Annotated in this window: 15 protein-coding genes; 4 read left to right on the forward strand and 11 right to left on the reverse strand. The window is 64.0% G+C overall.

Going from position 1 to position 14056, the window contains the following annotated elements:
* Window positions 1-100 precede the first annotated feature (100 nt).
* Window positions 101-952 carry a histidine biosynthesis protein HisIE gene (locus tag LN450_RS18005; protein ID WP_011348891.1) on the forward strand — a complete coding sequence of 284 codons (852 nt, stop codon included), beginning with the start codon at window positions 101-103 and terminating at the stop codon, window positions 950-952.
* A gap of 278 nt (window positions 953-1230) precedes the next feature.
* Here the strand turns inward: LN450_RS18005 and LN450_RS18010 are convergent, their stop codons facing one another.
* The 8 genes from LN450_RS18010 to LN450_RS18045 form a co-directional block, all read right to left on the reverse strand.
* Window positions 1231-1893, reverse strand: coding sequence for a DUF3313 domain-containing protein (locus tag LN450_RS18010; protein WP_011348889.1), 663 nt, complete (start codon window positions 1891-1893; stop codon window positions 1231-1233).
* Window positions 1894-1957: 64 nt separating this feature from the next.
* On the reverse strand, window positions 1958-2248 hold the full coding sequence (locus tag LN450_RS18015; protein ID WP_008574798.1) for a hypothetical protein: 291 nt from the start codon (window positions 2246-2248) through the stop codon (window positions 1958-1960).
* A 376-nt stretch (window positions 2249-2624) separates the two neighbouring features.
* Window positions 2625-3809, reverse strand: a complete 1185-nt coding sequence (locus LN450_RS18020) for an ATP-binding protein (RefSeq protein ID WP_011348887.1) — start codon at window positions 3807-3809, stop codon at window positions 2625-2627.
* Entirely contained in the window at window positions 3806-4471 is a 666-nt protein-coding gene (locus LN450_RS18025; protein ID WP_008574802.1) for a response regulator transcription factor, read from the reverse strand. The genes LN450_RS18020 and LN450_RS18025 overlap by 4 nt, the downstream gene beginning before the upstream one ends.
* A 146-nt stretch (window positions 4472-4617) precedes the next feature.
* Window positions 4618-5505, reverse strand: a complete 888-nt coding sequence (locus LN450_RS18030) for a TIGR01777 family oxidoreductase (protein ID WP_011348886.1) — start codon at window positions 5503-5505, stop codon at window positions 4618-4620.
* Between the two features lie 206 nt (window positions 5506-5711).
* A complete protein-coding gene (locus LN450_RS18035) occupies window positions 5712-6305 on the reverse strand; it encodes a DUF4142 domain-containing protein (RefSeq protein ID WP_011348885.1) in 594 nt (197 codons plus the stop codon).
* A 73-nt stretch (window positions 6306-6378) separates the two neighbouring features.
* On the reverse strand, window positions 6379-6654 hold the full coding sequence (locus tag LN450_RS18040; RefSeq protein WP_011348884.1) for a hypothetical protein: 276 nt from the start codon (window positions 6652-6654) through the stop codon (window positions 6379-6381).
* Window positions 6655-6697: 43 nt separating this feature from the next.
* Window positions 6698-6979: a hypothetical protein gene (locus LN450_RS18045; protein WP_003486531.1), complete on the reverse strand. Its 282-nt coding sequence runs from the start codon at window positions 6977-6979 to the stop codon at window positions 6698-6700.
* 404 nt (window positions 6980-7383) lie between these two features.
* On the opposite strand from LN450_RS18045, the gene LN450_RS18050 reads away from it, so the two are divergent.
* The 3 genes from LN450_RS18050 to LN450_RS18060 all read left to right on the forward strand — a co-directional run bounded on the left by LN450_RS18050 (window position 7384) and on the right by LN450_RS18060 (window position 9600).
* Window positions 7384-7548 carry a hypothetical protein gene (locus tag LN450_RS18050; RefSeq protein WP_008574812.1) on the forward strand — a complete coding sequence of 55 codons (165 nt, stop codon included), beginning with the start codon at window positions 7384-7386 and terminating at the stop codon, window positions 7546-7548.
* A gap of 88 nt (window positions 7549-7636) precedes the next feature.
* Window positions 7637-8731, forward strand: coding sequence for a DUF3182 family protein (locus LN450_RS18055; RefSeq protein WP_011348882.1), 1095 nt, complete (start codon window positions 7637-7639; stop codon window positions 8729-8731).
* Window positions 8731-9600 (forward strand): alpha/beta hydrolase family protein, encoded by an 870-nt coding sequence (locus LN450_RS18060; RefSeq protein ID WP_011348881.1) that lies wholly within the window; start codon window positions 8731-8733, stop codon window positions 9598-9600. Before LN450_RS18055 ends, LN450_RS18060 begins: the two co-directional genes overlap by 1 nt.
* 267 nt (window positions 9601-9867) lie before the next feature.
* On the opposite strand, the gene LN450_RS18065 is transcribed toward LN450_RS18060, so the two are convergent.
* From LN450_RS18065 to LN450_RS18075, 3 genes are all read right to left on the reverse strand, one after another.
* Window positions 9868-10668, reverse strand: a complete 801-nt coding sequence (locus tag LN450_RS18065; protein ID WP_008574817.1) for a hypothetical protein — start codon at window positions 10666-10668, stop codon at window positions 9868-9870.
* Between the two features lie 205 nt (window positions 10669-10873).
* Window positions 10874-12097, reverse strand: coding sequence for an RtcB family protein (locus tag LN450_RS18070; protein WP_039417243.1), 1224 nt, complete (start codon window positions 12095-12097; stop codon window positions 10874-10876).
* A 54-nt stretch (window positions 12098-12151) separates the two neighbouring features.
* Window positions 12152-13276, reverse strand: a complete 1125-nt coding sequence (locus tag LN450_RS18075; RefSeq protein ID WP_011348879.1) for a slipin family protein — start codon at window positions 13274-13276, stop codon at window positions 12152-12154.
* Between the last annotated feature and the right edge of the window lie 780 nt (window positions 13277-14056).

The following is a 14056-nucleotide window of genomic DNA, read 5'->3' on the forward strand; positions in this document are numbered from 1 at the left end:
GGCCGGGCGTAGCGTCCGCTTGATCCGATGCCTGTTCAGCATGTTGCGTGCGGTCGCGCATCGCCTGAGTTTCCCGCACTGACGCCCTTAAGGAGGGTCTATGAGCAACGGCAATGGCGTAACGGCAACCCTGTCCGACGCCGTCGATAGCGTAAAAAGCACCGCCACCGAATTGACCGAGACCATCGCCAGCACCGCCAGCGAGGCGGTCGCCAGCGTGCAGGAGGCCGCAGGCACGGCGGTGGAAGAGGTCAAGACGCAGGTGGCCAAAGCGCGCAAGGCGGTGGTCAAGGTCGAAAAGAAGGTGGCCAAGAACGCCGGCACTGCGGCCACCGCAGTGAAACGCAGCGTGGCCAAGACCAAACGCTCGCTGGCGGCCACCAAGGACGCTGCCAAGGACAAGCTGGTCGCCACCACGGAAGCCGCCAAGCAGAAGCTCACCGCCACCAAGGACGCGGCCAAGCAAACGTTGACCTCGACCACGCAGGCCGCCAAGCAGAAGTTGAGCAGCACCAGTGCCGCGGCCAGGAAGAAGATTACCGACACCAAGGCCACTACCAGGCGCAAGCTGGAAACCGCCAAGGCCAATGCCAAGGCCGAAGCGGCCGCATTGAGTGCCAAGACGGCTGCCAAGAGCGCCGCACGCAAGACCGCCGTCGCAACGGTGAACGCACGCACGGCGGCGAAGAAGGCAGCGAAGAAGGCAGTGGCCAAGCCGGCGGCAGCGACGAAGACGTTGCTCAAGCCTGCAGCGAAGAAGGCGCCGGTCGCCAAGCAAACCGCGACCAGGCAGGCCGCAGTGAAGAAAGCCCCGCTCAAGAAGGCCGTGACCAAGACCGCGCTGAGGAAAGCCGCCAAGGTGACCAAGACCCCGGCCACGCGTGCCGTGGCAAAGACCACCGCCGCGCGCAAGGCAGTGGGCAAGAAAGCGGCAAAGCGCGTCACGCGCTGAGGTTGTCACGCTGCGGCGCAGGGTGCGATGTGCGGGTCGCCAGGTAGCCTGGAAGGCGTGCAACGCACGCGATAGGTGTCACTGACCCTGTGCAATGGTGAAGACGCCGGCGCTGTTCCATAGCGTCGGCGTTTTTGTTGCAGCGGCTTTGGCCAGCGCTCCCCGCCTGCAGCCAACACCCTGATGACCCTGCACTGCGCGGGAGGATTGCCCGAACGTATCGCGTGCGTGCACTCCGATACGCACAGGCATCGCGCATGCAATAAAAGGAGCAGGGCCTAGCGCATGCCATCGACCAACTGTTGCGCACCCAGGCCGATCCCTGCCTTGGCCGCGTCATAAGCACCAAGGCTGGCCTTGATGTTCATTGCGTTGGGGTACTGCTTTTCGACATAGGCCGCCAGCAGGCGATCGCTTGACGCGTCGAAGATTTCCACCGCATAGCTGACCGAGCCGGAGAATGCGCCCTCCTTGCCACGCGCGGCCTGCACGGCATTGTAGGCGCCGCCTCCGATATCGACCTTCATGAAGGTGCCGAGCACCCGCTTGCTGGGTTTGGCGCCGGTCAAGGTGAGCCGCACACGCAAGGTGTCGGGCCCGATGGCGGTGGTGGGCTGCCAGCGCTGGCCAATCGCGTCGCCGAACTCGCGTTGCATGAGATCGGCGAGCATGCGTTTGTCCTGCTCGGGTACCCCTTCGAATTGCGCGTCCGCGCCGCGGTAAATGCTCACCGGCTCGACCAATGCGGTGCGATACCGCGACCAATCGACCTGGCCGTGATACGCGTACGGCATGCGGCCGCCGCGGCTGCCATCGTGGGGGCGCAGGTAGCTCGAAGATGGCAGTTGGCGATAGGGCGTGGGGCGGGTGCTGGCGCAGCCGATCAGGCTGACGCTGACGACGGCGAGTGCGCAGTATCGAACGAAGCAAGAAGTCGACATGGAGAACTACCTGGTGGAAGAAGGCGAGTGGGCGCAGTTCCAGCGCGCTGGCGTGACCTGATGTTCAGTGCAGTAGAACGCTGGCAGCGGCCAAGGCCAGAACGGCCGTTGCGGCAGTGAACAACACGCCGCGCCTGGCCAGGTGCTGCAGGCGGCGGGCAGCGCGCGCGCTGCGGATATCCGGCAACGCGCACCAGATGTCGCGGTTGCGCGTGCCGGCAGAGCCGCAGCGAAATTCCGGCGCGAGAGGCCGTGGCAGCGGATGCGCAGCGACGGGGTCGTTGGCAGCGCACTGCCCGACCGGCAGCGACGGCGCGGTGGGGAAGTGTTGCGTGAAACGGATCGAATGAGGCATCACCAGGCATCCTTGATGCGTGCGGTGAGTGCACTGTAGGCAAGCGATTTTGGGAACTTATTGGATCAACGCGACGAACGCACCGCTTGGCGAAAGCGCGACATTTCTTTGCAGCACGCAATGGTGTCGGCATTAGAGCGACCACCAAAATGTAGCGAGCAGGTGGTGTGGACGGCGCTCGGGAGCCGCGATGTACGCGTCAGATGGGCCGTCTCGCGCTGCGCGCTGGGCGCTGGGTGTGTGCGTGCGCAGTCGCGCATTTCACGTACCCCTGCTGGTCCATCGCGCACCGCGCACTCGCCGCGCCAGCCTGTGGTTGCGCCGTCGTTTGGTTGGCCGCATATCGTAGTGCTCTCGCGCTGCAGCGCAGGCGGCTTCAGGTCGCGCCGGCAGGGCGGTTGCCGGCAAACACCACGCGCACGCAGAGGCCGCGTCCATCGTTGCCGTCGCCGGCTTCGATCGTTGCTCCGTGCAGGCGCGCAATGCCGGCGACCAGCGACAATCCGATGCCACTGCCCTGTACCGCGCTGCCGGGCACGCGATAAAACCGCTCGAAAATAGAAGCCTGCGCGCTTTCGGGCACGCCGGGGCCGTCATCGCTGACCTGCAGGAACGGGTGCAGTACGTCAGCGCGCACACAATAGCCGCAGCTCACTTCCACCTTGCCATGCAGGCGGCCATAGCGGATGGCGTTGTCGACCAGGTTGCGGATCAGAATGCCCACTGCATCCACATCGCAACGCAGCAGGCAGGGCGATGCCTCAACCTGTAACTGCAGCTGGCGTGCGTCGGCCTGCACGCTGAATTCGTCCAGCACATGCGAGATCAGCTCGCCCATTTCGACTTGATGATAGGCGGCTGAACTGATGCCGGCATCCAGTCGCGCCAGATCCAGCAATTGTTCGGCCAGCCGGTTGCTGCGCCGCGCGGTTTCCAGCAGTTGGCCCAGCGCGGCGTCCTTGGCCTCCGGTGTGGACGCGCGCAATGCGACCTCGGCGTAGGCATGCAGTGCCGAGAGCGGGGTGCGCAGTTCGTGCGCGGCATCGGCGACGAAATCGCGCTCGGCCTGGACGGCTTGTTCCACCCGCGCCAGCAAGGTGTTGAACGAGGCGATCAACGGGCGGACTTCGTCGGGCGCCTGTGCCAGCGGCACCGGCTCGGTATCCAGGCCGGTACGTTGCGCGATGGCGCCGGACAGGGCGCGTAGCGGCCGCAGCGAGGTCCGCACGGCCCACCACATCAATAGCCCCAGGATGCCCAATTGCACGGTGTTGAGCACCACGGCAATCAGGGTCTGCTTGACGCTCATGCGCGAGGATGGGTTGCCGATCGGGGTCGACGTGGCTGCCGCGCCGGGCGTCTCTGTCTGCGTATCGAAGCGGTGCTGGAGCGCGTCGGGCAAGGTGGCGATCAGTCGATCGCCGAGAAGGTTGAGTTCCTGCTCGAACACGCTGTGATGACCCTGGGTGACCAGTGCGACCAGGATCCATAGAGAGGTGGACCAGCTCAGCAGAACGATCGCGGCCAGCGCCGCCAGCATGCGTGCCTGCAGCGACTTCATTCCGGGGTCTTTCCGACCATGTAGCCCTGGCCGTAGACGGTGGAGATCAGCGCATCGCCCAGCTTGCGCCGCAACTGGTGCACATACACCGCGATCATGTTGCTGCCGCCTTCGGACGGGCCGCCATAGACGCCTTCTTCCAGCTGATCCTTGGTGACCACGCGTCCGGCACGTTCCATCAACGCCAGCAGCAGGCGATATTCGTGTGCGCTCAGCGCCACCCATTTACCGTCCTTGGTGACCTTGCGGCTGCCCGGATCCATGCAGACGTCGCCGTGGCTGAGCAGGGGCACCACGCGGCCCTGGCTGCGCCGGGTGACCGCGCGCAGCCGTGCCATCAGCTCGTCGAACTGAAACGGCTTGACTAGATAATCGTCGGCGCCGGCATCCAGGCCGCGGATGCGGTCGGTGAGCTGGCCACGCGCGGTCAGCGCGATCACCGGGGTGGCATCGTAGTGGCTGCGCATGAAACGGATCACGCTCAGCCCGGACTCGCCCGGCAGGCCGATATCCAGCAATACCGCACTGTAGCGGTGGTCCACCAGCACCGTCTTGGCGGCATTGGCATGACCGACATGATCGATGGTCCATGACTGCTGACGCACACCCTCGCAGATGGCGCTGGCCAGCATGGTGTCGTCTTCGACGAGGAGCAGATGCATAGGTGTTCTGCCGTGCGCAGGGCCAGTCCGAGATCCGCAGCACTGTCGGTGATGAAGTTTGGGCAAATATTAGGGCATGGCCAAACCGCATGCAGGCCAGGCCATGCATGCCGTTCGATCCCGTCTGGTCAGGCCCTGGCCGCCGCTCAGCGCTGCAGAATGGCGCGCAGCGCAGCGTCCAGGTGCAGGTACTGGAAGCGGAAGCCGGCATCGAGCGCGCGTTGCGGCAGCACGCGCTGGCTGATCAGCAGCAGGTCGGCCATCTCGCCGAAGCCCAGCCGCAGCACGCCGGCCGGCAGCGCCAGCAGGGCAGGGCGGTGCAGCACCTTCGCCAGCGTGCGCGCGAAGTCGGCATTGGTCACCGGATGGGGCGCGGTGGCGTTGTAGGCGCAGGGTTGGCCGTGCTGCAGCAGCCACAGCAGGAGCGCAACCATATCGGCGCGATGGATCCAGCTCATCCAGTGCCGGCCATCGCCGAACGGCCCACCGCCGCCGAATCGAAATGCCGGCAGCATGCGGGCCAGCGCGCCGCCATCGCGATCCAGCACGATCCCGGTGCGCACCCAGCTCACCCGCGGGCCGAGTGCGGCGATGGTGTTGGCTTCGGCCTCCCAGTCGCGGCACAGCACGGCAGAGAAGTCATCGCCGGCGGGCTCGGCCTCGGTCAACGCCGTATCGCCACGTTCGCCGTAGTAGCCCACGGCCGAGCCGGAAATCAGCACCGAGGGACGTTGTGCGGCCGGCTGCTGCGCAATCCAGTCATGCAATTGGCGCGTGATGCCCAGGCGCGATTGGCGGAAGCGCTGCTTGCGGGCATCGGTCCAGCGGCCGGCGGCCAGCGGCTCGCCAGCCAGGTTGATGACCGCATCGGCCTGCACTCCATCCAGCGTATGCACGGCGGTCATGCCGGGCAGGATGCGCTTGGCGCGGTGCGGGTCGCGGGTCAGCACGCTGACCTGATGGCCGGCCTGCAGCAATGCCGGGCACAGGGCCTGGCCAATGAAGCCGGTGCCGCCGGTGATGAGCAGATGCATGGAGGGCTCCTGGCCGAATCGATGCGGCACGATAGGCCAGGATCACGCCAAGCGAGGTGAAGCTGGCGCGCGCATGCGGCCGTGCGCTGCAGGGTCAGCCTGCGGCGTGGCCCAACGACCTCGAGGACAGCCGCATGTGCTGTCCACCCAACGCAAACGCGCCGGACTGGCCGGCGCGTTTGCAGGGCAAGCGCCTGATCGGCTGCTTACTTGGACGAAGACACCGCGTGGGCGCGTTCGAAATGCGCCGAGACTACGCGACGCGTCTCTTCCAGATGTTGCTTGACCGGCGCGCTTTCGGCGGCGGGCAGCAGTTCCGAATCGATGATCTTGATGGTGTCGCCATGGTCGATGACCATGTTGCGCATGAATGCATTGCGGTAGGCATCCTTGCCGTCCGGCAGGGTCAGCGTCTTGGACAGCGCTTCCACTGCCGCCTTGCCCTTGGCACGTATGGCCTGCGCGCGCGGGCTCTCGGTTGCGCCAAGCGACTTGGTCTTTTCAAGGTTGGCCTCGTGGTCGTGCAGCATCTGCTGCGCGAACTCGCCGGTGGCACCGCCCAGATCCTGTTCGATGGCCTGCTTGGCGAGTGCGATCTCGTTGTCGTCGATCGCAGCCAGCACGCCCAGCACCGCGCCATCGCCCTTGGCCAGCTCGGTCGCGCCGCTTCCGCTGACGGGCGCAGCCGTCGGCTCGGGCGACACCGCTGGCGCGGTGCGCGAAGCATCGCCGCCGGGGCGGTCGCAGGCAGTCAGAGAGAGCATGGCCAACAGCGAAGCGGTGAGAAGCGTGACTTTCATGAAGATCCTGGAATGATCGGCAATTGCCGGGGTGGAATGCAAAGGAGCCGCTAGGCGGCTCCGGGGAGGTCGGTCAGGCCCACTGCGGCTGGGCAACGGGCGCAATGCCCAATGGTCTGGCGGGCGCTTTGGGTGCGCGCACGGCGTCCTGCGCACTGCGGCAGGTACGTGCCATGCGAGCGGTGCGTTCGCGAATCAGCGCATGTTCGCTGATCGGCGCGCTACCCAACAGACTGGCCACGTGGAAGCCAAGGATTTCCTCCGCGCGGTCGCCCTGGTCGCTGACGATGTGCGGTACCAACCGCTCCAGTCGTTCCAGCTCCTGCTGCACTTGATACGGGGTTTTCATGACGATCTCCAATGAAAAACAGATGTTGCTCGATACTGCGGACTCAACTATTGCGCGCGCCCAAGCGCTGCCAGCAATCGGTTGCCAATTGTTCGTAGTTGGACTGTGTGCTGGATGAAATGAAGTGGTGCTCCAAGCGGTCCCGAAATAGGCGCAGACGTTCCTGGTCGCTCGAACGCGGGGCTTGCAGGTAGATATCGCAGGCCATTTTCACCACCGGGGACAACTCGCTGAACTTGCCTGCGCCGAGGTTGCCCTGGGCATGCCGCGCCTGCCAATGCGCGATTTCGGCCTGTACATCGATGACGGATGGATCTCTGCTCATGACTTGGGGTGTTCCGGTATAAACAAACTTGACCTGCAGAGTAACTGCGGGTATGTCAACGATTGATCATCGAACCCGACCATTGCAGCACTTCGGTGCATTGCACGCTTAACTGGTCAGATTGTTCGAGTGCATCTACACGCAATGCATGCAGGTGCGTGCATGTGGTCAATGCGTACCAAGTGACGCGTTTGAACCCGTGTGGTCGAAGCGACGCGTTGGTCTCGCATGCGTTTCGATGTCACGACTGCAACGTGGCCTGATCACACCAGGCAGGTGATCGCCGATCGGGCAAAATCGCTTTCGCAATGCCGCATTTCACGGAAGATTCTGAACCGCTCCACACCTGTGTAACGTCTGATCATTAAGGTAGGCGGCGACGTAATGGAGCGAGAGTACCCAGGATGCAGGACAGCGAGACCCGTAGCCCTAAGCCGCATCATGCAAGCGGCACACCTGAAGCGCGCGTGTGGTGGCATGCCTTGTTGGAGTTGCGCGGCGGGCGTATTGCCATCAGTTTGATCGTGGTGTTCCTGATTGTGCTTGGCTTGTATCTGGCACTGAAGTAAGGCTCCGGCGATACCCACTGCCACGACTCGTCCCTCAGCTGCGACCGAGGCCAGCAACGACGCGCGATCACGCCGCAGGGGAGATGTCATGGCACAGACACACTATCGGCAGGTGCTTGGGCATGCCACGCGCGTGGTGCCCGAGCATGGTCATGAGCGTGCAACGCACGCATGGGTCTGTCGCGAGGTCGCGCATTTGCTGGGCGTGCCCGATGCCGGCGTCGCTGGCGATGGCGTGATCGAAGTTGGAACATTCCACGTACCCGATGACACGCTCACTACCGCGCAAGCGCGCGGGCTGGGCATCCACGGCGTCGGTGACTTGCTCGGCGGTATCGTGCCGCATGCGTTTCTGGCCACCAAGGTCATCGGTCACCCACTGGTTTCTGACGACGCGGCAAGCACTGCGGGCTGGGACCAGGCGCTGGCCATGTCGCTGATTCCCGCCACGCTGCCGGGCTACACCGCGTTTTCTCGCCCGGATGCGATGCATGCGTTCGAGGCGCTGTCTGATGGTGGAGACGTGCGCCTGAAGCTGCCCACCGGCGTGGGCGGCAACGACCAATGGCGCATTGCCGACGCATCGCAGCTGGCGCAGGTACTGGATAGCCTGCCCGATACCTATCTAGGCACGCATGGCGGCGTGCTGGAACGCAATATCTTGCAGCCAACGACGCACAGCGTAGGCGAGTTGTGTCTTGCCGGCGTCCAGATTGCGTATTACGGCACGCAATGCAGCGTGCCCGATGCGGACGGCAGCGATGTGTATGGCGGCTCGTCGCTGTGCGTGTACCGCGGGTCGTTGGAGGCACTGATGGCGACAGCTTTACCTTCGCTGGAGCGACGGGTGGTCGAGCAGGCGTGCAGGTACGATCGATGCGTCACCGCCGCTTATCCTGAGCTGCAGATTTCCCGCCGCAACTACGATGTGGTCAGCGGTCAGGATGCTGGCGATGTCCCGGTATGCGGCGTGCTGGAACAATCCTGGCGAATCGGTGGCGCAACCCCGGCAGAACTCGCTGCAATCGCCGCCTTTCAGCAAGATCCCGCATTGCAGTGGGTAAGGGCGTCTACACACGAAATCTATCAGGGCCAGCCGCCGGCCGATGCGCAGGTCTACTATCGCGCAACCCAATCCGGTCCAGGGCCGCGCTACAAATACAGGAGGATCTCTGCGACGTAATGGAAGCCAAACTTTCCAGCATCGACATTCCGGTCGGCCAGGACGCACTCAGCGGCACCTTGCTCACGCCCTCAGGCATGCCTGCAGTGTTGTTCGTGCACGGCTGGGGCGGCAGCCAGCACCACAGCCTGGTACGTGCGCGCGAGGCAGCAGGCCTGGGCTGCATCTGCATGACCTTCGATCTGCGTGGGCATGAGGGTTACGCATCGATGCGCCAGACCGTGACACGCGCGCAGAACCTGGACGACATCAAGGCTGCGTACGATCAACTGGCAGGTCTGCCCTACGTGGATGCGCAGTCGATCGCGGTGGTCGGCCTGAGCTACGGTGGGTATCTATCCGCATTGCTGACGCGCGAGCGCTCGGTGGAATGGCTGGCGTTGCGTTCGCCTGCGCTCTACAAGGATGCCCACTGGGACCAACCCAAGGTCAGCCTCAACGCCGACCCGGACCTGATGGCATACCGGCAGCAGCGCCTGCGTCCGGCAGACAACATCGCCTTGGCCGCCTGCGCCGAGTACAAGGGCGATGTGCTGTTGGTGGAAGCCGAGCACGATGCGATCGTGCCGCAGCCGGTGCTGCACAATTATGCGCACGCGTTCGTGCAGGCGCGTTCGCTCACATCGCGTGTCATCGCTGGCGCGGACCATGCGCTCAGCATCAAGGAACACCAGCAGCAATACACGCGTGCCCTGATCGACTGGCTGACCGAAATGGTCGTCGGCCGGCGCATTGCATTGGCCAAGGAGGTGGTGGCCACGCGCAAGCAGTTGCTCAAAGATCAACAGGGCGCTGCTGCGGCCCCGTCGGAACAGACCACTGCGGTATTTCGCGGCGACATCCGTGCGGTGGAGAAGACCGCAGGGTAGTGATCCGGGAAAACGTGGCGTGCAAAGCCATGGGGTCGCGCACGCGTCGCTCTTTTCTTTCTGCGTGTTGAAGACCCGGTGGGCCCGCGGATTGCCTTGTGGATTCGTCAGCCTGAGATCATCTCGGTACTGTTTTTTTTCTGAGCGCCGCCGAGTGAGCAGGAACCCGCATTACTCCATAACGCAGAACGGGCCCGAGTGGGCCCGTTCTGGTTCAACGTCGTGCGCTGGCCGCGGCACTTGTGACCGCGCAGCTGCGATCACGCGTTAGACGCGCGGGTCGGTCGGGTGACGGCGCGCCGCTGCATCGTGATGATCCGAGTCGAATGCCTCACGTACCGCATGCTTGGCCTTTTCCCAGCTCAGGCGCGAATTGGCCTTGAAGCGGTCCCAGCCATCGCCCAGATCGCGTTCCAGGTGGTCGTCCCACTGGCGGCCGGCGTGCTGCTGCCGTGCCTGCATGCCATAGCGATAGGCCGGGCGATAGTCGTCGTACGAATAGTCGACATCGCGGTAGCTGGCGCTGTCGAAGCGGCCTGCGTAATGCGTGTCGCTGTCGCGATAGACAGTGTGGGTACGGTCCGCACGCTCCCATGCATCGCGTGCTGCAAGCCGGGCTTCATCCCATTCCAGGCGCGATTGCCCGCGGTTACGCGGCCATTCGCCGGCCAGCGTGGCTTCGGTTTCTTCCCAGGTGCTGGTCGGGCGGGTTTCGCGTGCCTGCAAACCGAATCCGTAGACGGTGGCGTAGTCGCGATCGTAGTCGGTGCCTTCCTTGTAGTAGGGGCGGTTGCGATGCTCCTGGCGCCAGTATTCGGTCTCCACAGTGGGGTCGAGCCGTTCGGCCACGCCCTTGCCAGCCGCTGCGCCAGCAACCACGCCGGCCGCTGCACCAATCAAGGTGCCGAGCGGCCCGAACACCGTGCCTGCAAGCGCCCCTGCCGCCGCACCGCCGGCGATGCCGCCCACACCGACGCCAACTGGATGCGAACCAGGCGCACCGGAGATCGGGTCGCGGTTCAAGTCCTTTGCTTCTTCCTTGCGTTCCTGCTTGTCGAGATTGCTCATACCGCCTCCGGATTATCTGATGGATGCGCCCTGTAGATCAGACCGCGAACGAGGCGCAACGATGGCGTCGCAAGAGTGAAACGTGCGTGCTTTGATGTGAGCGCGATCGCGACATGACTGAACTGTGCATTGCATTGCGGATGAGGTTGCTCACTCGCACTTGCAACGTGTCTGTAGCGAAAAGGGCCGCTGGCGCGGCCCTTTTCTATCCCTTGATGCACACCACCTGGCGCAAGGTGTGCAGCACCTCGACCAGGTCCTGCTGCGCCGCCATCACTGCATCGATGGACTTGTACGCTGCAGGCGACTCGTCGAGCACCGCCGCGTCCTTGCGGCATTCCACATGTGCGGTGGCCTGACGATGCTGTGCCAGGGTGATCTGCGCGCGTGCAGCGGTCCTGCTCATCACACGCCCCGCGCCGTGGCTGCAGCTGTGGAAACTGTCGGCGTTGCCCAACCCACGCACGATGTAGCTGCGCGTGCCCATGCTGCCCGGAATGATGCCCAGCTCGCCGACACGAGCGCTCACTGCGCCCTTGCGGGTGATCAACAATTCCTCACCAGCGTGCGTTTCCTTCTGCACGTAGTTGTGGTGGCAATTGACTGCGAGCTTTTCCAGCTGGAATTTGGGCAAGCGGTGACGCATCTCGGCCAGCACGCGCGCCATCATCGCCTCGCGATTTTCGCGGGCGTAATCCTGCGCCCACGACACCGCTTCGACGTACTCGTCGAACAACGGCTCGCCCTGCATGAAGAAGGCCAGGTCCTTGTCGGGCAGATGGAAACCCAACACGCGATGCGCCAGTTGTTCGCGCGCGCGCTCGATGAAGTACGTGCCGATCAGGTTGCCGGTGCCGCGCGAACCGCTGTGCAGCATCACCCATACCGCATCGGTTTCGTCCAGGCAGATCTCGATGAAGTGGTTGCCGCCGCCCAGCGTGCCGATCTGGCAGTCCAGCTTGTCGGTACGGATGCGCTTGTGCTGCTGCTTGATCGCATCCAGACGCTGCACCAGCCCGGACTGCGCAATGCGGGTCTCGATGCTAACCGGCAGCTTGCGATGCTCGCCGCCACGTCCATTGCCCACCGGCACGCTACGCTCGATGCTGGAGCGCAATTGCGCCAGATTGTCGGGCAGGTCGTTGGCGCGCAGCGTGGTGCGCACCGCAGCCATGCCGCAGCCGATATCCACGCCGACCGCCGCCGGGATGATCGCGCCACGGGTTGGAATGACCGAGCCCACGGTTGCGCCTTTACCCAGGTGTACGTCGGGCATCACCGCTACCCACGGACCGACAAACGGTACCGCCGCGATATTGCGCAGCTGCGCATGCGCCTGCTCTTCCAGGGGCACGCCGCGCACCCAGCCCTTGATCGGGGTGGTGCTGCCCTCGGCATGCAGAAATTCAAAGTGTTGTGATGTACTCATTGTTGTCATTGCCTTGCGGCAGTGCGTGGCAGATCCTTCCGCCACGCGCAGCCTTCATTGCCTGATCGTCACCAATTGCTTCAGCACGCCATCCAGGCCGCCGAACACGGTGAGCTTGTCGATCTTTTCGGTGACCTTTTCCAGCGCCTCCAGTTCCTTCAAACGCATCAGCACCGGGCTGTCTTCGATCAACTTGGCGGTGTTGAGCAACGAGCGCGTGGCATTGGCCTCTTCGCGCCGGCGGATGACGTTGGCTTGCGCCTGCTTCTCCGCCTGCACGACCGCGTTGAGGATCTCGCGCATCTCGCCCGGCAGGATCACGTCCTTGACGCCGACGCCCAGCACCTCGATGCCGAAGCCGCTCACGCTGCCGCGCACATACCCGAAGATATCCGCATCCAGGCAGGCCTTGTCGCCCAACAACTCGTCCAGCGTCTTGGACGAGACCGCGCGCCGCAAGCCGTACTGCAACTCGCGATACAGGTAATCGCCGGCCTTGGCCACGCGCGTGCGCATTGCCACCGCATCGGTGACGCGCATGCTGCCGGCCAAATTGACGCGCAACGACACCTTGTCGCGCGTCAACAGCTCCTGCCCGGACACTTCGACCGACTGCACGCGCAGATCGATCACGTCGGTGGTGATGTTCTTCTGGAAATTCCAGAACGCATACGCCCCCGGCCCGAACGGTGCAAACAGCTTGCCGTCGACGAACACCAGCCCTTGCGACTCGGCTGGCACGTCCATGCAGACCGCCACACGCGACAGCGTGCCGAGCTGACGCAGCCTGCGCTGCACATCGGTGGGCACCTGCAGCCCATCGCCCAATGGCAGGGTCTGCACCTCGATTGCCGCCGGACCACGCCAGTACAGCGTGCGTGTGCCCGGTGGCAGCACGTCCTCGAGCTTGCCGTTGCGGATCAGCAAGCCGACCTGCGCGGTGCCGATGTCGGCCAGCACGAAGTGTTGCGGCAGGGTGCTGCCGAGCGTATCGATCAGCATCTCCGCATCGCGGCCCATATAGGCGCCTTGCGTGATGGCGTGGACGATGACCTCGCTGCGACCCAACGGGTCGAACAGGCGATAGACGCCGGGGACGAGCACCCGCTCGAACCGACGATTGCGATACACCAGGCCGCGCTCGCCGTCACCGATCACGACCCTCTTGGTCCAGAACATGGCACTTCTCCTTAGGTTTGGCTCTGGTGGTCCGATCCGGGAATGCAAGCGTTCCGCCGCCCGGATCGGACTGCTGGCGGAACGTGTGCCGATGCAACGCGGCGTTGAAGGGTGGAAACGCCCGTGACGGCGGCCGTGCGGGGCGCAATGCGCTGTTGGCGCCTGCAAGTGCGTGGCTGATGCGGTGCGATGTCTTGCATAACGGCAGCGAACGGCGCAGCACGCGCGTTCAGGACAAAGGCCCGGCAGGGGCGCCGCTGCTGCAGGCAGTCAGGCGATGGCTTGCCTGTTTGCCTGCGGCATGGGCGTTTCCGTAAAGGGACTTGCGTCCCGAGGAATGACCGAAAAGGTCATGCATGGAGCGGGATTCGAACCCGCGACTAACAGATTACAAATCTGCTGCTCTACCAATTGAGCTATCCAGTGGTGGGTATTCCGGAATTGAACCAGGCCTACGGCTTGCGCCGCCGCTCCACCAGGAGCCGATACCCGTAACGAGAAACATGAAAAAGAGTTCGGTATACGCCACGGCATTGCCGCGCGCACCAGCTGGAATAAACTCCAGGCCGCTGAATATCTTTCGCAATGTTTCTGATTACCGTTTTATTCAAACGGCAATTCTTGTATGAGCATGACCACGCGCCACCCGTGCCCGGCACATAGCGCTTTGGCGCCTGGTCGCGTGCAACGTCCGTGTTGTCGGGCAATTCCATGCCCGGGTACCTGGAGGGTCATCCACAAGAGTCGGTGCGAACGCATACGAAAACGCCCCCGGATGCT

This window comes from Xanthomonas euvesicatoria pv. euvesicatoria (genome assembly GCF_020880415.1).
Lineage (GTDB): Bacteria > Pseudomonadota > Gammaproteobacteria > Xanthomonadales > Xanthomonadaceae > Xanthomonas > Xanthomonas euvesicatoria.

What these genes read in the sequence shown, in the direction of transcription:
- LN450_RS18005 (WP_011348891.1), top strand. Translation starts at nt 101, where the DNA reads ATGAGCAACGGCAATGGCGTAACGGCAACCCTGTCCGACGCCGTCGAT.
- LN450_RS18010 (WP_011348889.1), bottom strand. Translation starts at nt 1,893, where the DNA reads ATGTCGACTTCTTGCTTCGTTCGATACTGCGCACTCGCCGTCGTCAGC.
- LN450_RS18015 (WP_008574798.1), bottom strand. Translation starts at nt 2,248, where the DNA reads ATGCCTCATTCGATCCGTTTCACGCAACACTTCCCCACCGCGCCGTCG.
- LN450_RS18020 (WP_011348887.1), bottom strand. Translation starts at nt 3,809, where the DNA reads ATGAAGTCGCTGCAGGCACGCATGCTGGCGGCGCTGGCCGCGATCGTT.
- LN450_RS18025 (WP_008574802.1), bottom strand. Translation starts at nt 4,471, where the DNA reads ATGCATCTGCTCCTCGTCGAAGACGACACCATGCTGGCCAGCGCCATC.
- LN450_RS18030 (WP_011348886.1), bottom strand. Translation starts at nt 5,505, where the DNA reads ATGCATCTGCTCATCACCGGCGGCACCGGCTTCATTGGCCAGGCCCTG.
- LN450_RS18035 (WP_011348885.1), bottom strand. Translation starts at nt 6,305, where the DNA reads ATGAAAGTCACGCTTCTCACCGCTTCGCTGTTGGCCATGCTCTCTCTG.
- LN450_RS18040 (WP_011348884.1), bottom strand. Translation starts at nt 6,654, where the DNA reads ATGAAAACCCCGTATCAAGTGCAGCAGGAGCTGGAACGACTGGAGCGG.
- LN450_RS18045 (WP_003486531.1), bottom strand. Translation starts at nt 6,979, where the DNA reads ATGAGCAGAGATCCATCCGTCATCGATGTACAGGCCGAAATCGCGCAT.
- LN450_RS18050 (WP_008574812.1), top strand. Translation starts at nt 7,384, where the DNA reads ATGCAGGACAGCGAGACCCGTAGCCCTAAGCCGCATCATGCAAGCGGC.
- LN450_RS18055 (WP_011348882.1), top strand. Translation starts at nt 7,637, where the DNA reads ATGGCACAGACACACTATCGGCAGGTGCTTGGGCATGCCACGCGCGTG.
- LN450_RS18060 (WP_011348881.1), top strand. Translation starts at nt 8,731, where the DNA reads ATGGAAGCCAAACTTTCCAGCATCGACATTCCGGTCGGCCAGGACGCA.
- LN450_RS18065 (WP_008574817.1), bottom strand. Translation starts at nt 10,668, where the DNA reads ATGAGCAATCTCGACAAGCAGGAACGCAAGGAAGAAGCAAAGGACTTG.
- LN450_RS18070 (WP_039417243.1), bottom strand. Translation starts at nt 12,097, where the DNA reads ATGAGTACATCACAACACTTTGAATTTCTGCATGCCGAGGGCAGCACC.
- LN450_RS18075 (WP_011348879.1), bottom strand. Translation starts at nt 13,276, where the DNA reads ATGTTCTGGACCAAGAGGGTCGTGATCGGTGACGGCGAGCGCGGCCTG.